Annotated in this window: 20 protein-coding genes; 17 read left to right on the forward strand and 3 right to left on the reverse strand. The window is 43.5% G+C overall.

Annotated elements, in window-relative coordinates:
• Positions 1-8 precede the first annotated feature (8 nt).
• Genes cobT through ung form a run of 7 tightly spaced genes read left to right on the forward strand, consistent with a single transcriptional unit; the run spans position 9 to position 5,997 of the window.
• Entirely contained in the window at positions 9-1,076 is a 1,068-nt protein-coding gene (gene cobT / locus C2M32_RS06065) for a nicotinate-nucleotide--dimethylbenzimidazole phosphoribosyltransferase (RefSeq protein ID WP_105167572.1), read from the forward strand.
• Positions 1,073-1,846: an adenosylcobinamide-GDP ribazoletransferase gene (locus C2M32_RS06070; RefSeq protein ID WP_105167573.1), complete on the forward strand. Its 774-nt coding sequence runs from the start codon at positions 1,073-1,075 to the stop codon at positions 1,844-1,846. Before cobT ends, C2M32_RS06070 begins: the two co-directional genes overlap by 4 nt.
• On the forward strand, positions 1,843-2,373 hold the full coding sequence (gene cobU, locus C2M32_RS06075; RefSeq protein ID WP_105167666.1) for a bifunctional adenosylcobinamide kinase/adenosylcobinamide-phosphate guanylyltransferase: 531 nt from the start codon (positions 1,843-1,845) through the stop codon (positions 2,371-2,373). The genes C2M32_RS06070 and cobU overlap by 4 nt, the downstream gene beginning before the upstream one ends.
• Positions 2,373-3,851, forward strand: coding sequence for a cobyric acid synthase (locus tag C2M32_RS06080; protein WP_234401235.1), 1,479 nt, complete (start codon positions 2,373-2,375; stop codon positions 3,849-3,851). Before cobU ends, C2M32_RS06080 begins: the two co-directional genes overlap by 1 nt.
• A 21-nt stretch (positions 3,852-3,872) precedes the next feature.
• Positions 3,873-4,484 carry a cob(I)yrinic acid a,c-diamide adenosyltransferase gene (gene cobO, locus C2M32_RS06085; protein ID WP_105167574.1) on the forward strand — a complete coding sequence of 204 codons (612 nt, stop codon included), beginning with the start codon at positions 3,873-3,875 and terminating at the stop codon, positions 4,482-4,484.
• Positions 4,484-5,326, forward strand: a complete 843-nt coding sequence (locus C2M32_RS06090; RefSeq protein ID WP_105167575.1) for a cobalamin-binding protein — start codon at positions 4,484-4,486, stop codon at positions 5,324-5,326. Before cobO ends, C2M32_RS06090 begins: the two co-directional genes overlap by 1 nt.
• Positions 5,327-5,337: 11 nt before the next feature.
• On the forward strand, positions 5,338-5,997 hold the full coding sequence (ung, locus tag C2M32_RS06095) for a uracil-DNA glycosylase (RefSeq protein ID WP_105167576.1): 660 nt from the start codon (positions 5,338-5,340) through the stop codon (positions 5,995-5,997).
• Between the two features lie 86 nt (positions 5,998-6,083).
• Here the strand turns inward: ung and C2M32_RS06100 are convergent, their stop codons facing one another.
• Together C2M32_RS06100 and tal are read right to left on the reverse strand one after the other, a co-directional pair.
• On the reverse strand, positions 6,084-6,275 hold the full coding sequence (locus tag C2M32_RS06100; protein ID WP_070989737.1) for a DUF3545 family protein: 192 nt from the start codon (positions 6,273-6,275) through the stop codon (positions 6,084-6,086).
• A gap of 211 nt (positions 6,276-6,486) precedes the next feature.
• On the reverse strand, positions 6,487-7,437 hold the full coding sequence (gene tal / locus C2M32_RS06105) for a transaldolase (protein ID WP_105167577.1): 951 nt from the start codon (positions 7,435-7,437) through the stop codon (positions 6,487-6,489).
• 267 nt (positions 7,438-7,704) lie between these two features.
• Between tal and yaaA the strand changes: the two genes are divergently transcribed.
• The 3 genes from yaaA to C2M32_RS06120 all read left to right on the forward strand — a co-directional run bounded on the left by yaaA (position 7,705) and on the right by C2M32_RS06120 (position 12,685).
• Positions 7,705-8,484: a peroxide stress protein YaaA gene (gene yaaA / locus C2M32_RS06110; protein WP_105167578.1), complete on the forward strand. Its 780-nt coding sequence runs from the start codon at positions 7,705-7,707 to the stop codon at positions 8,482-8,484.
• A gap of 280 nt (positions 8,485-8,764) precedes the next feature.
• A complete protein-coding gene (locus tag C2M32_RS06115; RefSeq protein WP_105167668.1) occupies positions 8,765-10,024 on the forward strand; it encodes an ABC transporter substrate-binding protein in 1,260 nt (419 codons plus the stop codon).
• A 9-nt stretch (positions 10,025-10,033) separates the two neighbouring features.
• On the forward strand, positions 10,034-12,685 hold the full coding sequence (locus tag C2M32_RS06120; RefSeq protein ID WP_105167579.1) for an ATP-binding protein: 2,652 nt from the start codon (positions 10,034-10,036) through the stop codon (positions 12,683-12,685).
• Between the two features lie 62 nt (positions 12,686-12,747).
• On the opposite strand, the gene srmB is transcribed toward C2M32_RS06120, so the two are convergent.
• Complete coding sequence (srmB, locus tag C2M32_RS06125; RefSeq protein ID WP_070989730.1) at positions 12,748-13,977, reverse strand: ATP-dependent RNA helicase SrmB; 1,230 nt, start codon at positions 13,975-13,977, stop codon at positions 12,748-12,750.
• A 68-nt stretch (positions 13,978-14,045) separates the two neighbouring features.
• On the opposite strand from srmB, the gene C2M32_RS06130 reads away from it, so the two are divergent.
• The 7 genes from C2M32_RS06130 (at position 14,046) to C2M32_RS06160 (ending at position 22,129) form a co-directional block, all read left to right on the forward strand.
• A complete protein-coding gene (locus C2M32_RS06130; RefSeq protein ID WP_105167580.1) occupies positions 14,046-14,756 on the forward strand; it encodes a tRNA1(Val) (adenine(37)-N6)-methyltransferase in 711 nt (236 codons plus the stop codon).
• 209 nt (positions 14,757-14,965) lie between these two features.
• Positions 14,966-16,243 carry a GTP cyclohydrolase II RibA gene (gene ribA / locus C2M32_RS20460; RefSeq protein ID WP_158678144.1) on the forward strand — a complete coding sequence of 426 codons (1,278 nt, stop codon included), beginning with the start codon at positions 14,966-14,968 and terminating at the stop codon, positions 16,241-16,243.
• Positions 16,236-17,699: a hypothetical protein gene (locus tag C2M32_RS06140; RefSeq protein WP_105167581.1), complete on the forward strand. Its 1,464-nt coding sequence runs from the start codon at positions 16,236-16,238 to the stop codon at positions 17,697-17,699. The genes ribA and C2M32_RS06140 overlap by 8 nt, the downstream gene beginning before the upstream one ends.
• Before the next feature lie 14 nt (positions 17,700-17,713).
• Positions 17,714-19,549 carry a WD40 repeat domain-containing protein gene (locus tag C2M32_RS06145; protein ID WP_105167582.1) on the forward strand — a complete coding sequence of 612 codons (1,836 nt, stop codon included), beginning with the start codon at positions 17,714-17,716 and terminating at the stop codon, positions 19,547-19,549.
• Entirely contained in the window at positions 19,542-20,282 is a 741-nt protein-coding gene (locus tag C2M32_RS06150) for a hypothetical protein (protein WP_105167583.1), read from the forward strand. The genes C2M32_RS06145 and C2M32_RS06150 overlap by 8 nt, the downstream gene beginning before the upstream one ends.
• Before the next feature lie 10 nt (positions 20,283-20,292).
• Positions 20,293-20,808 carry a KdsC family phosphatase gene (locus C2M32_RS06155; RefSeq protein ID WP_105167584.1) on the forward strand — a complete coding sequence of 172 codons (516 nt, stop codon included), beginning with the start codon at positions 20,293-20,295 and terminating at the stop codon, positions 20,806-20,808.
• A 10-nt stretch (positions 20,809-20,818) separates the two neighbouring features.
• Positions 20,819-22,129, forward strand: a complete 1,311-nt coding sequence (locus tag C2M32_RS06160; RefSeq protein ID WP_105167585.1) for a hypothetical protein — start codon at positions 20,819-20,821, stop codon at positions 22,127-22,129.
• The last annotated feature ends 44 nt before the right edge of the window (positions 22,130-22,173 follow it).

The raw sequence follows: 22,173 nt of genomic DNA on the forward strand, positions 1-22,173 counted from the left end.
AAGATAATATGAGTGATGTACGTAAACTTGAGCTGAAATTTGCCGAGCAAATTCAGCATCGAATTGACTTCAAAACAAAGCCGCTAGGGGCGTTAGGTGATCTTGAAGTGTTGGCTAAGCAGCTTGTTTTGATTTTTTCTCAAGGCTTGAACTCAGAGCAATTCGCTGCGGCTCACTTTGCTATCAACCATCCTCAATTAGTTGTTTTTGCAGGAGATCATGGTATTGCAGCAGAGGGCGTGTCTATTGCCCCCAGCGAGGTGACGGGGCAAATGGTCGCTAATTTCGCAAGAGGTGGTGCGGCCATCAATGTGTTTTGTCGCCAGTTTGACTGGCAACTCAGTGTCGTTGATTGCGGGATTTTAACTGCACCAGCGCCCACGTTGGGCGTTATCTCACAGCGCCTTGGTAGGACTACTGCATGTTTTACAACGGCTCCTGCGATGTCAGTCGAACAACTTGAACGAGGCTTGGCATATGGAAAACAATTAGTCGAATCTAAGTTGCCTTACAACAGTAACTTGCTGGCTTTTGGTGAGATGGGAATTGGCAACACCAGCTCGGCAGCTGCAATCTTTTCAGCTTTGAGTGGCCTTGCTCCTGAGCAAACCGTGGGCAGAGGCACTGGCGTTGACGATGATGTGCAAGCTAAAAAGCTTAGATTGATTGAACAGGCTTTGCTATTTCATCGCGAGCAGCTAAACACCGCTCGCGATATTTTACGCTGCTTAGGTGGTTTTGAGATTTGCCAAATGGTTGGAGCAATGTTGGCTGCGGCTCATCAGCAAAAAGCGATTGTGGTTGATGGTTTTATCGCAACTGCTTGTGCCATGTTGGCGATTGAAATGGAGCCTAATAGCCGTGATTACATGATTTTTGCCCATAATTCAGGTGAGCAAGGACATGCCAAAATGCTGGCTCATCTACAGGCCAAGCCGCTGCTAAATTTAGGTTTAAGGTTAGGAGAGGGCACCGGAGCGGCTCTGTGCTTACCGATATTGCACAGCGCACTGGCATTTTACAATGACATGGCTAGTTTTTCACAGGCGCAGGTAAGTGATGTGGTGAGTGTGTGAATAAAAGCGCATTTTTGTTGGCTATCGTGTTTCTCACACGTGTGCCTGTGCCTATCAAAGGTGAGGTAGATGAAGCTCTATTGAACCATGCCAGTCGTTATTTTTCCTTAGTGGGCTTACTCATTGGTCTATTTTTAGCTGTTATCTATTTCATATTGCAAAGTATTTTTCCTGTTGAAGTGGCAGTGATACTAACGCTCGCTGCGGGAGTAATACTCACTGGTGCTTTTCATGAAGATGGATTTGCCGATGTATGGGATGGGTTCGGTGGAGGCTGGTCGGTTGAGCAAAAGCTAACCATTATGAAAGATAGTCGGCTTGGAACCTATGGTGCCGCCGCACTGTGCTTGTTGTTACTTTTGAAATATCAATTGCTAGTTGGCTTAGCAGAACACTGGTATTGGGTATGTATCGCACTTATTTGTGGACACACGCTCAGTCGAACCATGGCGACCAGTTTGATAGGTTTATTACCCTACGTACAACAGGATATGCAAAGCAAGGTGAAGCCTATAGTACAAAGCCTGTCAAAAAGTGCGCGAGAAAGCCTTTATGGCTGTGCACTGGCTGTATTGCTGGTTTGCTGGGGATTTGACCTTTTTAATTTATGGCATTGTGTGACTTTGGTTGGCTGCTTAGTACTACTAAGGAGTTTATGTATCAGGTGGTTTCGCTGGCAACTAGGCGGTTATACAGGTGACTGTCTGGGCGCTGCGCAGCAATGTGCTGAAGTGGTCGTTTATATGGTGTGTTTATTGATATGGCTATGAACAAACAGATTCAACTGATATTAGGTGGCGCGCGCTCAGGGAAAAGTGCGCTAGCCGAGCAAAAAGCGAAGGCGCTGCTGGCCAGTGGCAAGGTTGATCAAATTGTTTATCTAGCCACGGCACAGGCGAAGGATGATGAGATGCATAACCGTATCGCTCATCACCAAGCACGTCGTGATGAGCAATGGCTGCTTATTGAAGAACCTTGGCAGCTACCACAGAGGCTAATAGAGCAACCCGAACGCAGTTGTGTGTTAGTTGATTGTTTAACACTTTGGCTGACGTATGGGCTTTGTGAGCTGGGACTTGAGGAATATTTACTTAAGAAGCAACAGCTGCTGGAAGCCCTAAAAAGTACATTGGCTGATGTGATTTTGGTGAGCAATGAAGTGGGCCACGGTATTGTTCCCGTTGGTGAATTAAGTCGTGAGTTTGTTGATCAGTCAGGTTGGTTACATCAGGATATTGCAAGCATCGCAACTCATGTTGAATTTGTCATGGCAGGTTGTGCGTTGAGGCTAAAATAATGGCGAAAACACTCATGATACAGGGGACTACCTCTGATGCGGGTAAAAGTACGCTTGTGGCGGGATTATGCCGTGTATTTGCGCGAAGAGGTATGCGAGTTGCGCCATTTAAACCGCAAAATATGGCGCTTAACAGCGCAGTGACTCCTTGTGGTGGAGAGATTGGCAGAGCACAAGCCTTACAGGCAATTGCGGCCAAGATTGAGCTTAGCACTGACTTTAATCCCATATTATTGAAGCCCAATAGCGATACGGGGGCGCAAGTGATCATGCATGGTCGAGCGATCAGTAATATGGAAGCGGGTAAATACCACGACTATAAGAAAGTAGCGATGGGGGCGGTATTACAGTCTCATCAACGACTCGAAGCGCAATATGAGTTGGTGTTGGTAGAAGGGGCGGGCAGTCCGGCGGAAATCAACTTACGCGAGAACGATATTGCCAACATGGGCTTTGCCTGTGCCGTTGAGTGTCCTGTTATCATTGTGGCAGATATCGACAAAGGCGGCGTGTTTGCACATCTTGTTGGTACTTTGGCGTTACTCAGCGAGCAGGAACAAGCGCTGGTACAAGGGTTTGTGATCAACCGTTTTCGAGGAGATATAGGGTTACTGCAATCAGGTTTGGATTGGCTTGAAGCGTATACCGGCAAACCCGTGTTGGGGGTGATGCCTTATTTGCATTCGCTCAATCTAGATGCCGAAGATGCGGTGACAATAGAAAACCATGTAATAGACGCACAACTGAGAGTCAGTGTGTTGCTCTTACCGCATATTAGTAACCATACGGATTTTGATACCCTGCGATTGCATCCTAATGTGGATTTACGATATGTGCGTCATGAAGAACAAATTGGTCCAACCGATCTCATTATTATTCCGGGGAGTAAAAATGTGTTGGGTGACTTGGCCTTTTTAAAAGCACAGAGTTGGCAGGCTGAGATCATGCGGCATCTGCGTTTCGGTGGCAAGGTTTTGGGGATCTGTGGTGGTTTACAAATGCTGGGACAGACGATTTTTGACCCAGATGGCATTGAATCATCGGAACAGCAAATGAGCGGGCTAAATTTAGCTCGATTTTCGACCACGCTAACAAGCAGTAAAACTTTAACCCAAGTATCGGGTGAATGTTTACTGGGTGAAACGCCAGTCGCCATCCAAGGGTATGAGATCCATTGTGGTATCAGTGAAGGCAAGGCATTGAGCCAGCCGTTCATGCGTTTTAGCAGTCATCCGCACAATATCACTCAAGATGGTTTTATATCAGAAGATAACCAGATTGTTGGCACTTACTTACATGGTCTTTTTGATACCCCTGATGCCGCAAATCTGCTACTGGCATGGGCCAGTAATGGGCGAGTGCAGGCAAATGCCTTTGACCTTGCTGAGCACCGTGAGCAGCAGCTTGAGCGATTGGCTGATACCTGCGAGCAATATTTGGACATAGATAAACTATTAGCCATGGCGCTAAAAGTATAGAAATTTAACCGAGAGGAATTTATGAGCGACTCAGCTAGTAAAAAAAATCAAGAAAAACATCAGCAAAGGCAGCAAAAAGTAAAAGAACAAGTGGATGCAAAGGTAGCGGCCGCTGACAAAGTGCAGGGGATTTTTCAGGTGATCACGGGCAATGGCAAAGGCAAGTCAACCTCGGGTTTTGGCACGGTGGCACGCTGTGTGGGTCATGGTAAGCAAGCCGCAGTGGCACAGTTTATCAAAGGTATGTGGGAATGTGGTGAGCGTAATTTACTAGAAAAGGTCGGCGTGCCATTTGCGGTGATGAAAACGGGGTTTACTTGGGAGACGCAAAACCGAGAAACAGATACCCAAGCTGCACAACAAACATGGCAGCAAGCCAAGCTATGGCTACAAGACGAAAGCATTGATTTGGTGCTACTTGATGAACTCACTTATATGGTCAGTTACGATTATATAGAGTTAGAAGAAGTACTTCAGGCAATTGCTAATCGTCCAAAAATGCAATCAGTGATCGTAACTGGTCGTGGGGCTCATCGAAAGTTGACTGAATTGGCGGATACGGTGAGCGAAGTTCGTAATGTTAAGCATGCTTTTGAGTCTGGCATTAAGGCCCTAGAAGGATTTGACTTCTAATGTTTTATATACGTTTATGTATACTTATCATAGGGTTATTTTGTGGTTATGGCCACGCTAATGAGGCAAAGCGGATCATTGCATTGGCCCCACATATTGTTGAAAACTTATTTGCTATTGGCGCAGGTGAACGTATCGTTGGTACCGTAGAGTACGCAGATTATCCCGAAGCGGCGAACCAGATTGTGCGCATTGGTGGTTACAATGGCATCATGCTAGAGAAAGTATTGGCGCTGAACCCTGACTTGGTGATTGCGTGGCAATCTGGAAACAAAAAAGACGACTTGGATAAACTGGAGAAGCTGGGTATTCGTGTGATCTACAGCGACACCAAAGATATTAGTAAAGTTGCGGATGAGCTGCGCTTATTTGGTAAGTTAACAGGGAAAATTCAACAAGCAGAACAACTTGCGCAGCAGTTCACGGCTCGCTTCAATCGTATACAAAGTCTCTATCAAGGTGCAACACGTTTACAGGTGTTTTATCAATTGTGGCCAGAGCCAATGATGACCATAAATCGCAATACATGGCTTCATCAATTGCTAGAACTGTGCAGCGTAGATAATGTATTTGCTGATAGTTCAATGGAGTACCCGCAAATCAGTGTTGAAAATGTGCTTAAGAAAAAGCCAGAAGTTATCGTGTTGCCTTATGAGAAAAGCAAAAAGGTGATGCCAACAATAAATTGGCAAGCTTGGCCGGAGATCCCCGCGGTGCAATATCAACAGTTTATTGAAGTGGACGCGGATTTACTGCATCGTTACAGTACCCGAGTGCTTGATGGGGTAACGGATATGTGTGATAAACTACAACTTGCTCGCGCACACTATGATAAGAATTAAAGGAAACCAGCATGACAACTTGGCAAAGTGTATTGGGTCAGGAAAAGCAGCAAGCCTACTTTCAAGAGACATTAAACTACGTGGCACAGCGCCGCAATGAAGGGGTCACGGTATATCCGCCACATGAGCAAATTTTTGAAGCCTTTAAAGTAACGCCGTTTGAACAGGTAAAAGTGGTTATTTTAGGGCAAGACCCTTATCATGGCCCAAATCAGGCCCATGGTTTGTGCTTTTCGGTGTTGCCGGGTGTTAAGCCGCCTCCTTCTTTAGCGAATATGTACAAGGAACTGGCTCAGGATATCGAGGGGTTTAGCATTCCAAATCATGGCTACCTGCTGCCTTGGGCCGAGCAAGGCGTACTGTTGCTCAACACGGTATTGACGGTAGAACAGGGGCAAGCGCATTCTCATAAAAAACTAGGTTGGGAGCGTTTTACCGATGTAGTGATTGAACAATTGAATGCACACAGTGATGGTATTGTATTTTTGTTATGGGGCGCACATGCTCAGAAAAAAGGCAAGAATATTGATAAGCAACGCCATCATGTTTTGCACGCCCCACACCCGTCTCCTTTGTCAGTTCACCGTGGGTTCTATGGTTGTCAGCACTTTTCTAAAACGAATCAGCTACTACAAGAGATGGGTAAACAACCTATTAACTGGCAGGTGTAGCGCTTAATCGATGAGTACGGAGTCGGATTTTTAGTACATTAAAAAAGGCTCACAGGAGCCTTTTTTAAAGGTTAAATCCAGATGAATTAGATGAAGTCTAATTCGTCTAGATCTAGGTTGTCTGCGAAGTAATCTAGTTCCTGTAGTTCTTTGCGAAGACGCTGTTTATCTTTTAGCGCTTCTATTTCACGCCATTTTCGTTTTTGCTTTTTCTGAGAGGTTCGTTTTTGTGTTTCAGGACCTTCTAATATTTCTAGTATATCGTCTAGGCTATCCATGAATTTCTCCTATTGATTATTAACCTCAATAACGCTTTTGCACTCAATTTCGCACTTTAAGCAACTTCGGTATACCACAACTTGCGTAAAAATAAAACACAAATGTGTCGTTTAAGTTAAAGACGAGTGACAGTTTGATTAAAATCAATAAACAGCGGGCATAAAAAAACGCCACATTAAGTGGCGTTTTTAAGGAACTAGAGGAGCGCTATTACAGGGCTTTGAAGCGAGTTTCTAACTCTTCTTGCGCTTGAGCGAAAGAACGAATACCTTCAGCCAGTTTTTCTGTAGCCATGGCATCTTCATTGTGTAACCAGCGGAATTGCGCTTCGTTCAATGGTGCAGGCTTTGCTTCTAGTGCATAGTTACTTTCAAGCAAGTATTCTGGCGCATCAGTTAGCTCACCTAATTCTTCGAGTAACGAAGGGCTAATCGTTAATTTGTCACAGCCAGTCAGTGCGATTATTTCACCTGTGTTACGGAAACTTGCACCCATTACAACGGTTTTATAACCATGGCGCTTATAAAATTCATAAATGCTGCGTACAGACTGCACACCAGGATCAGCCATTGGATCTGTTGGTTTTTCTAAGCCATTGGCAACATGCCAGTCTAAAATCCTGCCTACAAATGGAGAAATCAAAAATACGTTTGCATCGGCACATGCGCGGGCTTGAGCTTGGCTGAACAATAAGGTCAAATTACACTTGATACCTTCTTTTTCTAGTTGTTCAGCGGCTTTGATACCTTCCCAAGTCGATGCGATTTTAATCAGTATTTTATCTTGGCTAACGCCTTCTTTGCGATACAGCGCCAATAAGCTCTTTGCTTTTTCAATGGTCGCTTGTGTATCAAATGATAAACGCGCATCTACTTCTGTAGAAATATAGCCTGGCACGATATCAGCGATCTCTTTACCAATCAGCACCGCAAAGTAATCACATGCTAGCTCTAATTGTTTATCAGTATCAGAGTGTACTGATTTCGCGTAATCCCATGCTTTTTGTAGATAAGCTTGATAGGCTGGCATTTCGCTCGCTTTTAAAAGTAGCGATGGGTTGGTTGTGGCATCTTCAGGTTGATGCTTACGAATTGCTTCAATATCGCCAGTATCGGCGACGATTGAAGAGTGCTTTTTGAGCCTATCTAGTGCTGATGTCATTGGTTTTCCTCATTCCTATTTGCAGCAAAAATTTCGAAAAATCTTAGTGTTCCTATGTTGCAGTACCATGACGGCCATTAATAGGTCAATTGTCCGTATTTATGCGGATAACACTATTATGCGGGCGTTCACAGTGTACAAAAGGTAGGGACACTTTGTTTGAATTGTTGTTATCCCCTATAAAATCAAGGGTTATTCAATACTTGAAGTCAGCAGGGGATAGTGTTGAAATTGACATTAAACATATTTTAAGTCAATAGGCTCGCCATGATCACGGTAATCTCTCCTGCAAAAAATTTAGATTTTGAAACGCCATCGCATATCTCGCACTTTACTCAGCCAGAACTACTAGAGCACAGTGAAGAACTGATAAAAGTGTGCCGTAACTTATCAATGCAACAGGTCGCCAGCTTAATGAAAATTAGTGATAAGCTCGCTGGATTGAACGTAGCGCGTTTTAATGACTGGTCTTTACCCTTTAACGCACAAAATGCTAAACAAGCAGTGTTGGCCTTTAACGGCGATGTATATAGCGGTTTGGAAGCCAGTTCGCTGAGTGAAGATACACTAGAGTACGCGCAGCAGCATTTAAGGATCTTATCGGGTCTGTATGGAGTATTGAAGCCGCTAGATTTGATGCAAGCATATCGATTAGAAATGGGCACCAAGTTAGACAGCCCACGTGGTAAGAACCTATATGAATTCTGGGGGAGCATTATAGCGAAAAAACTTAACGAAGCGCTGGCGCAAACTCATTCATCACAGTTAGTGAATTTGGCATCTAACGAGTACTTCAAAGCGGTTGATAAAAAGGCACTAGAGGGGGAAATTGTTACCCCTATCTTTAAAGATTGTAAAAATGGCCAATACAAAGTCATCAGCTTTTACGCGAAAAAAGCACGCGGAATGATGGCTCGCTATATTATGGAGCATCAAGTGAAGAGTGTTGACAAGCTACGTCAGTTCGATGTGGCTGGCTATTACTTTAGCGAACAAGCAACCAGCAAAGCGAATGAACCTGTGTTCTTACGAGAAGAGCAAAACTAACGAGTAAAAGCGTGCATAGCACGCTTTTTTGTTGTCCTTTTTACCTCACACATTTGCTCAGTTCACAATATTTCTCAGCCTCTAGGAATACGCATAAGCGGCGCAATACCCCACTGCTTTTTTAGATTTTTGCGCTGTTACAGTGACCGTAAAAAATTGTGGTCGCGCATACCAAATGCCTTTCCCTCTTCTATACTTGGTTAAAATTTAAGTAATTAATGCGTCGCAAGGTTGCGATAAGAAGGAAATAGCGATGACTGACAAACCGCTACGTTGTGATATTGATCAAGGTAAGCGCAAGTTGTTAAAGCGTGCTGCAGGCCTAGGAGCATGTGGTCTACTTGGTTTTAATGTGCCATATGTATTTGCTAAAAAAACGCACACGGTTAGAGTACTTGGCACTCACGTAACCTTGCAAGAGGCACTTAAAGAACAAGCGCAAAAAGATTTGGGCATCAACCTATCATTTGAGCCTAAAGGGAGTGCAGCCGTGTTACAAAAAGCTGCTATGTCTCCCGAATCTTTTGACTTGTACGAGCAGTGGTCAAATAGCATCAATGTGTTGTGGTATACAGGCTCAATTCAGCCCATAGAAAAAAAGCGGTTGCGTTATTGGGATGAGATAAACCCGCTGACTAAAACAGGTCGTGTGCAACCGAGTGCGAATATCGGAGCAGGAGATGCACCATACAAGTTGTTACATGTGCAGCCTGATGGCAGCCTTTCTGATCACGAAACCGATGTTATCAGTTATCTCCCTTATGTGCACAACGTCGATTCATTTGGCTACAACACAAAAGTGATTGAACCCGGTATTCCGTATAAGACGGAAAGTTGGGGATGGCTGCTCGAGGAAAAGTATCGCGGTAAAGTGGGGGTGGTCAATGCGCCCACGATTGGTTTGTTCGACTTAGCACTTGCGGCGCAAGCCCAGCGACTGATGACTTTTGGCAATATCGGTAACATTACCAATCAAGAACTCGATCAATTATTCAAGATTTTAAGTGAGTTTAAGCAGCAAGGCCACTTTAGTGGTTTCTGGACATCGGTGCCAGAATCGGTTGATTTTATGAAAAGTAATCGAGTGGTCATTGAAAGTATGTTCTCTCCGGCTGTATCGGCGCTAAATGGCCAAAACGTACCTGTGATTTATGCCGCACCAAAAGAAGGGTATCGGGGCTGGCATGGCGTAATGTGCTTGTCTTCACATACTCAAGGCGCGGTGAAGGATGCGGCCTATGAGTACATGAATTGGTGGTTGTCGGGCTGGCCTGGAGCATTTATCGCACGTCAGGGCTATTACATTTCCAACCCGCAACGGGCGAAAAATTATCTGTCTCAGAATGAGTGGAACTATTGGTATGAAGGTTTGCCTGCGGCGAGTGACTTAGCGGGCACTGATGGCCAACTATCTGTTAAAAAGGGAGAAGTTCGGACCGGTGGCAGCTATTTAAAACGTTTCAGTAATGTCGCGGTGTGGAACACCGTTATGCCCAGTTATGACTATAGCTTGCAAAAATGGTATGAGTTTATTAATTAGGAGGGTGGTATGAAGTTCTATCGCTCTTTGACATTTCAACTCAGCTTTGGGCTGTTATGTATTGGGTTAATGGCATTGATATCAGCCTACTTAACCAATATCAGTTATCAATTACTTGAGCAGCGTGATACAGAAATAGAGCAGTCAACGCATATGGCAGAGATCGCTCATGACCTTGAGCTTGCTGTTATCGACCTACAGCGTAATGTTCTGATTTATAAGCAGTCTGCTAGCTTGGTTGCGATGGATCGTAGTCAAGATTTAATCAGTAAAATTGAAAGTGCACTAGCAGAACTTGACCAATCTCCAAATTACAAAGAAGAAGTGAGCGATATGATTGCGCGAATGCGTATTCATATTGGTGACTATCGTGACAACCTGTCTATGGTTATTTCGGGTCGAGAAAGACGACAGTCTTTATACCAAAATGAGCTGTTGGGCTTGATTAATCGTGCTCAAGAAACCATCCATAAAGAAATAAGTGTTAATAATCAGCCTCTAATATCGTCTTATTTGTTGAAAGCTCATAATGCAGTGCTTGCCTACTTGATTACACAAAATGCAGAGCACATTAGAATGTTTGATGCTCAGGTTGCAGCGGCAAAGGCAGAACTCGTAGCGCTTAATAAACAGTCAGTGGTCGCTCAGTTTCAGGATATTCATTTAGCCTTTAGAAAGTTACATCAAACCATTCGTGGTTATTTGTACTTAACCAACGTGGTTTTAACTGGCAGCGCTAATGAAATATTGCACCTTTCTTCAAAGCTTCGTGAACTAGAGGAGAAGGTGATGCAAAGTAAAATAGTGGAAGCAAAGCAGACTATGAACTCTTTGCAGCAACGCAGTGAGCTATTTATTTTGCTAAGTATGGTGATGGTCGCCGTATATGCAATATTCCTTATTTTACGGGTGATCCGACCCATTCGAACTTTGACGGTGCTGTTTCAACGCCTCAGTAATAATCTTCACATAGTGGATATTCCTTATCTAAAACGTGGAGATGAAATTGGTCAGCTATCATTGGCTGCTAGCGTGTTTCATAAAAAGAATATTCAAATAACAGAGCTGTTTGAGCGCACCAAAGAATTAGTGATCGAGCAAAAAGAGCTTAATCAGGAGTTAGATGTAAAACGTCAGGAAGCGGAACAGGCAACGGTGTCAAAAAGCTTGTTTTTGGCCAATATGAGTCATGAAATCCGCACGCCGATGAATGGTATTATCGGACTGGTTGAGCTTTTGAAAAAATCAGACTTACAGGAAGAGCAGCGTGAGTGCCTTGATAAAATAGATTATTCGAGCGGTGTTTTAATGTCGGTGATCAATGACATTTTGGACTTTTCAAAAATAGAAGCCGGTAAGCTAGACATTGAAGACAAAGAGTTTGAACTGGATAAAATGCTAGAAAATATTCTCGCTTCGGTCAGCCTGAGAGCTGCAGAAAAGAATTTATACTTTAGGTGTTTATGCCCAACCGAATTGAGTCATTTTGTTGGCGATGAAGTACGCATCACGCAAATAATTTTAAACTTGTGTAATAACGCCATTAAATTTACTTCGATAGGCGGTATAGATTTACGGCTTTCGGCACATGGCAGTGCTACTGGAGAGGTGATTCTGAGTATAGAGGTAGAAGACACAGGAATTGGCATGTCAAAGCAACACCAGCGAGATGTTTTCGATCGTTTTTCTCAAGCTGACGTTTCAACCAGCAGAAAATACGGTGGAACAGGATTAGGGCTGGCCATAGTAAAACAGTTATGTGAGTTAATGCATGGCAGTATCAGTGTTCGCTCTCAGCCAGAGAAAGGGTCGGTTTTTTCGGTATTATTAAGGCTAAAGCCCGCTCAACATCAGGAAATATTAAAGCTTCCAAATTCAGAAGACTTGGCGGTAAGTTTGCTATATCACGGCCATAACCGTAAGCCCTTAGACCTTATCAGTGAATATTTTACGATAAATAATTGTAAGGTGAATTATTTACAAATGGGTAAATCGAAACACCTATCTCAACAGCACATTGCCAATAAACATGTGGTTTTGATGTTAGATCACGAGCTTTCAAAAATCTTGAGTCTGTCTGATATGGCGATGCTACAGCATTATTGTCAGAGGCTAAGTGTTGTCATTGATAAAAGAGATGCTGTATTGCTTAGCCGAGCGGGCATCGCAAATGATGTATTGGTATTAGAAATGCCTTTTACGTATGTGACCTTCTACGACCACGCTTGTAAGCTTTTTGGCCTGCGTAATGGCAAAAAACAAATTCATGTAGAGCCTGAAATAGAACTGAATTTACATGGTAATGTTTTATTAGTTGAAGATAACGCAGTGAATCAGATGGTCGCTAAAAAGCTACTAAACACTTTGGGGATTGAGGCTGATATTGCTGAAGATGGCAAACAAGCTATCAACAAGTTAAGCAATACACCGTATGCTTATGACCTTGTTTTAATGGATATACAAATGCCAGTGATGGATGGCTTTAAAGCAACACAATGTATACGCAATGAGTTGAAATTAGATATCCCAATTTGCGGTTTGTCAGCCAATGCAATGTCAGAAGATTTCGACAAAGCTATCGCCCATGGCATGAATGACTTTATTACCAAACCCATAGAAATGGACAAACTTAAAGCGGTATTGGTGCAGTATCTTAACTAAAAAAGCCAAAACCTAAACTCATCACATAGCAAATGAATTTAGGTTTTGTTATGAAAAAGAGATTACTTCTTTTTCTTTTGTTTGGTTTTCAGCTTTTTCTTTGCTTTTATCTTTACTGGATCTTTTTTCTTTTTAGGAAGCTTAGCTTCTTTATGTTTAGGCTCTACCCCTTTGATAACTCGGCGTTTAAGGCTTTGCTCGGTATAACGCTCAACTTTGGCGAGTATCGCAGCATCATGTGCTTCAACCAAAGAGATAGCGGTGCCTTTTTTACCGGCACGGCCCGTTCTGCCAATACGGTGTACATACACATCCGCGGAGCGTGGCATGTCAAAGTTGATGACATGAGTAATATCAGGTACATCAATGCCACGTGCAGCGACATCGGTGGCGATTAGGATGCGGGTGCGACCACTGTGAAAACTAGCCATTGCGGCCATACGTTTATCTTGAGGCATTTCTCCGCGAAGCCAAGTCGTTTTTATGTCGTTAGCATACAGTTCACCGACCAATTGTTCTAAACGTTCACGCGTTTTTACAAACACAATGGCCTTTTGCACTTCTTCTTCTTGCAGCAGGTGTGTAAGCATGGCGAGTTTATGTTTATAGTCATCCGCTAAATGCACCCATTGGTGAATTTTAGCTTTTTCTTTTCTTGATGACTCTGCTTCTAGTAGCGCAGGGTCGTTAAGAATACGCTCTGCAAACAGCTCAACACTATCGCCTTCTAATGTTGCTGAAAATAAGAAACACTGGCGTCGATTTTTAGCTTCATCACAAATACGCAACATTTCTTTTTTGAAGCCTAAATCAAGCATTCGGTCTGCTTCATCCAAGATCAATAGTTCAACATTTTCGGCGTGGAAGTTTTCGGTTTCAAGATATTCCATTAGACGCCCTGGTGTAGCGATTAGAATATCGTTGTTCTTTTCAAAGATCTCTTTGTGACTTCCGTAGTTGATACCACCGGTGACAACCCCAATTCGTAGGTGTGTGTTTGCGGCAAGTAACTGACATTGTTCATGTACCTGATAGGCCAGCTCACGAGTTGGAGCCATGATCAGTACGCGTGCAAAACCCGGATCACGACGAGGGAAATCAAGCAAATACTGAATTGCAGGGATCAAAAACGCGGCAGTTTTACCGGTACCTGTAGGGGCCGAAGCTAAAATATCACGACCAATTAGAGCCTCGGGGATCGCGAGTTGTTGAATGCTGGTGGCTGTTTCATAGCCCATTTTGTCAATGGCGGCCAAAACTTTGGCGTCAAGATCGAATTCAGAAAATTGCATAGCGCATCATAAATAAAGGACAATGTGCGCAATTATACGCGCGATGGCTATTTTGGAAAAGGTGAATCATGTCTGGGTTTGCATTTAAGCAGTTTAAGATACAACAAAGCAACACCGCAATGAAGGTGTCGACCGATGGAATCATGCTCGGTGCCTGGATAAATTTAAGTAATGCCAAGTACTTATTGGATATCGGCTGTGGTACCGGACTGTTATCGCTAATGTGCAAACAACGTCAGCCACAATTACATGTGGATGCAGTGGAAATTGACTCGGGTGCGGTCAAGGACGCACAGAGTAACATTAAACACAGTCCGTGGCCCGATATCAGACTGCATCATGGCGATATTCAGTCTTTTAAGAATCAGCATGTGTTTGATGTCGTGATTTGCAATCCACCATATTTTAATAATAGCCTCAAGGGGCCGAGTCATGCGAGAAATACAGCGCGCCATACGGACAGCTTAACCTTTGAAGAGCTGATTGAGACTTTTTTGAAAGTGAGTCATGACTTGTCTAGGTTAGCAATCATTCTACCTTGCAAAGAAGCAGAACAGTTTCAATCCATGGCATATTCTAGTGGACTATCATTACAGCGCCATTGCCAAGTTTCTAGTAGCAAAGAGAAAGGGCCGACACGCAGTATGATGGAGTTTCAACGCATTCAACGCATTCAACCACAAGCATCGCTCGTTGAGTCATTATGTATCTATCAACCAGGACAAATCTACACAGAGGATTTTATTAAACTCTGTCAGGATTTTTATCTAAAAATGTAAAGACATCAGTCGTCACGATAAATCTATTAAACGTTTGTTATGCCCTGCAAGTGATCTTTGTAAGCCATTGTAATTTTATTTCTGAGATTTTGAACTAAAGTAGTTATGTGTTGTTAATATTTTGTTTCGCATTGCTGTGAGCAGTAAGGGATGCGTGGCCGACTATGGTACTTGTGACCATGTGATCGGTAAGAAAAGGAATATGCGTTATGATTTTAACTGCAAGTACCGTATTACCCACCCAACTAGGCTCGTTTGATGTAAAGATTTATCGCAACCACCAAGGTGAAGAAGTCACAGCTATTTGCAAAGGTGATGTGCATGGGCGTAGTGATTTACCCGTCAGAATGCACTCAGCATGTTTTACTGCAGAGGTGCTAGGGTCATTAAAGTGCGATTGTAAACAACAACTTGACTTTGCATTGTCTTATATAGCTAAGCATCAAGGCATGGTGATTTATCTGCCTCAAGAAGGGCGTGGTATTGGCTTGAGCAATAAAATCAAAGCGTATGCCCTGCAAGAACAGGGGTATGACACGATAGAAGCCAATGCAATGTTAAATCTACCAATAGATGCAAGAACGTATGACGATGCTGCGCAAATCATTCGCTTGCATGATTTGGAATCTGTGCGGCTATTAACAAACAATCCGCTGAAAATTAATCAGCTTACAGAATTGGGCATCAAGGTAACCGGTCGGTTGCCTGTACCAAGTGATCCCACATCTCATGCAATCGATTACCTTGAAACCAAACGTCGTCAAATGGGGCATATGCTGGCGCGCCATGATGTAAAGTCTAAAATAATACCCAGTCCCATTAGTAGGCCGTTTATTCACATTAATTTTGCCATTGATGGGCACGCCAATACCTGCTGTCCAAATGGTGATGCACTGCCTGTGTCGTGCAGCTCTGATTGGCAACGAGTACATGAGCTTAGGCAAAAGTATGATGCTATTGCGGTAGGGGCAAACACTTGGCTCAATGACAATCCCAAACTGACAGTGAGAGAGGAAGTGTTGGGTCGTGAGCCTACGCGCCAGCCGATGAGAGTTATCTTTGCTGGCAAAAGGTCAGCACAGCTTCAAAACTTAGACGTTGATCAACCCAATATACGCAGAGCCACTTTTTTGGTGGGCGCGACCACATTAAGAAAAAGCGATGGGCTGACCTACATTGATGCTCATGATTATATGCTTGCCCAGCCCCTAGCAAAACTAAAGCAGAAGGAAATAAATAGCGTGCTGGTAGAGGGGGGTCTCACCTTAATTAATTCGTTTGTCTCGCAGCAACTGTTTGACCTTGTAACCATTTATGTAAGAACGCCATCGATATGTAAAGCGGTTAAACTAGCCACGGAAGTACTAAAAGACATCTGTGCCGATCAAATCGAAGCACAATCATTTGGCGATGGTATTTTATTGACAGCCGTTTTAGAGCAGGCCCAACCCAATGTCACTAAAAAGCAGGAGTTGGCTTATGAATAAACTCATTTTTGGGTTGCTTAACCCATATGGAGAACAATTAAGTGCCCTGCAAACTAAGCTTAGAGAGTTTACGATTGCGTTTTCACGCTATCGCTACCGTAAAGAGATACTCGAAGGGTCGAGTATCTCTGAGATACTTAATATGGCAGTGAGCAAAGGTGCGAACTATTGCCTTATTCAATCAATAGGACATGTAATTGATGAGCAGTGGTACTTACCTCACTGGCAGCGTCAGGGATTTCATCAAAGCATTAGCAAACTTTGTCAGCAGCAAGATTTTCTAGTTGCGGGGCAGTTGTACCGTTCGGACAATCTTACACTGGGCATTGAACCTAGTTGTATATTGGTAAATATTTTTCAGTATCAAAAGCTTGGAATGCCTGATTTTGGCGAAATTGACTGGCAAACACGAGAAGTTATTTCAGCGGCATCATCATTTGCACTTGAAGATAGTGAGCAATGGCAAAAGAATCAGCAGCCCTGTGACGCTCACGGATGGCAATTTGTGTTATGCAGTTTGGAGCATAAACTGCATGTCAGGATGTTTTCACATGATATTAACTACAACCGATTTGATTTGAATGCGCCAAAAAACCAGCAAGTATTTGCTGAATGTTTACTTGGCTCCCGTTCGTTGCAAGAAGTAGCGAATCAATTAGCGCCAGCTCAGCTGGAGTTTATACAGCGAGCACAAAAACAGAACCAAAACGCCAAAAAGGGTGTGTTTTTGCTGAATATTGAGTCATATGATGATTTAGACAAAGAGCCTAAAGATCAGGTGCTTGATTCGGTATTCAGTGTGGCAGCGGGCTTTAAGGCATACCGAATATTGGCAACACAAGGGTTTCATGCACATAGCCAAGTGGTGTTTTTTGACTACAGTCAACAGGCGCTAGCAGTGCGCCAATTCATCGTTGAGCATTGGGATGGCGAAGATTTTCCTGCATTTGTGAAAATAATATTTAAACACTTTCCCGAGCCAAGCACTTTCTATCAACTGTGGCATAACACAGATACCAAAAACATTGATTGGCAAGACTTAGAGCAACTTTGGCAAACAGAACTGGCGCGTTGGGGTGGTTCACAGCGTTTTAAAGAGCAGTGGCAACGTTTGAAATCTTTACCTCACCGTTATATGCACATTGATTTATTAGAAGACAAACAAGCATTGTTTGAAGCGATCAAAGGGGCGGGTAATAGCTACATTTGGTGGAGTAATGCCTTCTTTACAATCTATAGTCTTTGGCACTTTAGCGCACAGCAACGTAAGTCATTTTATTATGAATGGGTGTCTTTGTTAGCACAGTATGCGGGAGATTGTCGGGTCAATGGTGCAGATCATAACAACTACGCTGTTAACGGCTTAACAGCACAGCAGTACCACAAGTTACTAGATGAGCAGTCAGGGGGGGAGCTGAGCCCTCATGCTCTGCCATGTTTAGACATGCAGTTTTAATAAAGGAATGGATTATGAGCGTTTCAGAACAATTTTTATATCATCGTGGCCCAATTACCTGTGCTGCACAGGTCGGTAATAGTCAGCAAATTATTACATCGGGTTATGATAGCGCTGTTGCTTTATTTGATATTGATACTGAGCAGGTTGAACTACTAGGCTACCATGAGCACTTGGTCAATAGAGTAACGGTGAATCATGATGGGACTTTGGCCGCCAGTGCCTCATCAGATTACAACATTTACTTGTGGGATTTGGTTGATAAAAGCCTGAAACGTGTACTCAAGGGACATGATGACGACGTTGAAGATTTTGTATTTATCAATGACCACCTTGGAGCATCTGTATCCAGAGATTGGCGTATATTGGTGTGGAATTTAGATACCGGCGCCATTGAACGGATTATTTTAGGGCATGAAAAAGATGTATTGTCTATTAACTATTTTGCGGGAAAGTTATATACATCTGGCGATGATATGACGCTACGTGTATGGGACATAGACACGGGCAAGCAATTGGCCAAAATAGGCCCATTTACCACGGAAACCGATAGCTGTGCAATCGATGAGAAGAATCATCGACTGATACTAGGGTGCGATGACGGCATCGTGCGGGTTTTTGATTTGCAAACACATCAATTGATAGCCCAGTTAGAGGGTCATACGTCGGCCATTAAAAAGGTGGCAGTGTCGCCCACCAATGGCAATATCCTATCGGCAGCCTACGACCAACGAATTTTAATTTGGGATCACCAAAACTTTGCGCAGATACAACAATTAGAAAGTAAAAATGCGCTTTGGGAGCGCTCATTTAATTGGGCTTCTGATGGTCTGCGAGTTATCGCAGGGAGCTTTGATGGTACTGTATTTGTTTGGGATGTTACCTCTGGAGCGTGCATCCATCACCTGGGGCATAAGCATGCGATGGGTAACGCCTGTTTTAATGATGTTGCATCGAAAGGCGATGGCACTTTAGTGGCAGTGAGTGATGATGGCATCATTAGAGTGGGTTTGCTCACTATCGAGCAGGCGCGCTGGCGTACTCAATATAGCCCACAAAATGGACGTGTTTTGATGAACGCAGTGCACTTTTGCTCGCAAATGCAAAAGGTCATTGCGGGTGCCCATAATCAACACCTGTACTTATTTGAGCGCTCACATCAAAACTTGCATGAACAAGCAAGTATTGCGCTTGATGAAGGGCCTATCAACAGTATTGTCAGTGCACATCATAGCGGTTATCAAGGAGATTTATTCGTTGCTTGTTATAGCGGCAAGATTGCGCATTTGGCCAGTGATGGTAGACAGATAAAAAAAATATCTGCCCATGACAATGCAGTCAAAGCCCTTGCTTTACATCCTCACCAGCGTTTAGGGATAAGTTGCTGTGCAGAAGGGGAGCTGGTGAGCTGGGATTTTGAGGGAAATATTCAACAGCACTATTTAGGCCATACGGCCATTATTGATGATGTTGCGATTGACCCAAGTGGACGTTACGTAGCAAGCGCTGGACGTGATTTTATTTTAAAAGTACATGGCATTGAAGATGGAAAATTACATCACTGTATTCATTTAGGAAAACGCTCACCTAAAGGGTTGCTGTTTTTGGATCAAAGCACCGTCATTATCACTAACTACTGGGGAGAGTTGTTAAAAGTCGATTTAACGGACGGCTCTGTAGTACGCAATAGCATTGCCAAGAATGGCATTAGTGCGGTAGTGCGCCATGGTGAATTTTTAGCTGCGACCTCTTACGATGGTGCTATTTATTTGGTCGATCCTAAGCAATTGATAACGGTAAACAGCTTACGCTCTATGACGCAAAAAACTTCCGAGCCGGCTTATGTTTGATAAGAAAATTGAGCGCTTTGTCATACTCTCAGCGCCACGAAGTGGCAGCAACATGCTGTGTACCATGCTGCAATCTCACCCTGATATTTTGTGTCATCATGAGATTTTCAACCCAAATGGACTGTTTTATGCGTTACCGTTGCGAGGGGGAGAGTTTAGTGTGGCGAACGATATACGTCACAGAGATTCGCACCCGCTGAGTTGTTTAGAGCGCATCTGGCAATCAGATTTAGGGCATAAAGCCGTTGGTTTTAAAATGACCCACTGTCAGAACCAAACTGTATTTTCCCGCCTACTCCACGACTCAAGTATAAAAAAAATAATACTTGAGCGTCGCAATCAGCTCAAAGTTCACGTCTCTAAATTGCTAGCCGAACAAAGCGGAGTGTGGGAAAACTATGGGGGTTTACCTCCTCAAACACGCTGTCAGGTTAAGGTAGACATTCAGCAACTTCAAACAGACATAGCTTTGAACAAATCTTACTATCAGCACATTAGAGACACCTTGCATACCTCTGGACAAGAGTGGTGCGAGGTGGAGTATGAAGCTATCAACACCTCATCACAACAACGAATTGTGCTGGAATTTCTAAATATGAGCCAAGCACCGTTAGTCGCTCAAAGTCGTAAACAAACTCCCAGAGATTTAAGTGAAGTGATTGCAAATTATCAAGAATTATTAAGTAGCAATGAACCGGCATTGCGCTCTCAATTAACGAGTTTAGACGGATAATAGAGGGAATATGAATAGTGAAAAAGCAAAGCAGATCCGCATGGTGTTGTTAGACATAGATGGCGTAATGACAAATGGTCTGGTTGGTTACGGGAGTGATGCCAGAATCAAGTTTTTCCACTCACAGGATGATCACTTGATCCGCATGACTATCCGCGAAGGCATTCCGGTAGGAATAATTTCAGGCAGAGCTGATCTTGCCAATACGCAACATGCGCAAGAGCTTGGTATGGCACCGTGTTGTTTTGGTGAACTTGTAAAGCTAGATGCGTTTAAACGGGTACTGGAAAGTTATCAATTAAGTGCGCAGCAGTGTTTGTATATGGGGGATGATTTGATGGACATCCCTGTGATGCGTCGTGCCGGTATAGCAGTATGCCCTGCCGATGCCAGTGCTGAAGCTAAGGAGGTCGCACATTGGACGACACAAGCACAGGGTGGGCAAGGCGCTGTGCGAGAGGTGCTGGTGGCGTTACTTAAAGCGAAAGGTCTGTGGCAGCAAGCCACTGAAAGGTATTTAGTGTAAGGAGTCATATATGCAAACGTATGAGGAATATACAGATATTCATGTTCCGAGCTTTGAAAAGTCTCCACAGCGTTTGCAGTGCCTTAGCCATGCGCAGTTGAAAGAATTGGCGGATATTGCTGAGGATGCATACTATTTGTTGGATCTGAACAAGGTCACTGATAACTATCATAAGTTTAGAAATTGTTTTGCTCAGCAATATGAGGCGTGTCAAATAGCCTATTCATTTAAAACCAACTACACCCCCGCGCTATGTCGTCACCTCAAAGCACTTGGCTGCTTTGCCGAAGTTGTGTCAAAAATGGAATATGACATGGCCACTAAAGTGGTTGGGTATCATCCTTCTCAAGTCATTGTAAATGGCCCGGTTCATAGTCAGCAGTTTGTAGAAACCGTAATGACTGATGGTGCGCTGTTCAATGCCGATGCTTGGTATTTACTGGCTATGGTTGAAAAGGTATGCAAACGCTACCCTCAGCGCCAGTTTCGAATTGGTGTGCGAATTACCTATCCGATAGCACAAGGAGGAGAGTCTCGCTTTGGCATCACTTGCGATAAAGCCAATATGAGCAAATTAGCTAGTTGGCAAAAAAGTCTCAACAATTGTCAAATTGTTGGATTTCACAGTCATTTTTCCAATTCGTCACGCAGTTTTGCGTCTTTTTCTTCTCGTATAAACGGCCTGCTTAGCGCCAGTGAAACATTTTTTAAAGCTGCGCTTCCCCACTTTATAAATGTAGGAGGTGGCTTTTTTGGGGAGATGCCAGACTCATTGGCAAGTCAATATGGGCAGAGTGTCGCAACGTTTGAACAATACGCTGATGCTGTTTGCTCCCCAATGACAGCTCAGTACACTCCAAAACGGGGCGAAAGTCAGCCGTTATTATTACTTGAACCAGGTACTGCTCTGGTGTCAAACGCCATGGTATTTGTTGCACAAGTATTGGAAGTAAAGCACCGCGCAGGTAGAGCGTTGGCACTCATCAATGGTAGCAACCACAACGTCAATCATAAGTGGCAAGGTGAAACCTTGCCTGTTCAGGTGATACCTAAGCCAGGGAGTCGTTCTACCTCAAACTTGGGTGAGACATTTGATCTGGTCGGTAACACCTGTATAGAAAAAGATGTGATTTGCCAAGGTGTCAAAGGCTCTGTGCAGGCAGGAGATTTTGTGGTGTTTCAATATATGGGTGGTTACAGCAATGTGCTTAAGCAGCCATTTATTCATCCTTGCCAAGGAATATTCGCTTGGCAAAACCAACGTCTCATTAAGGTTAAAAAAAATGGAGATATGCACTCAGTACTTTATGACTATCAGTAGTGCACTCTTAAAAGGAATACATGCGTAGTCGGTGTTATCAGAGC

Origin of the sequence: Pseudoalteromonas sp. T1lg23B, from assembly GCF_002964665.1 — a bacterium.
Taxonomy (GTDB): Bacteria; Pseudomonadota; Gammaproteobacteria; order Enterobacterales; family Alteromonadaceae; genus Pseudoalteromonas.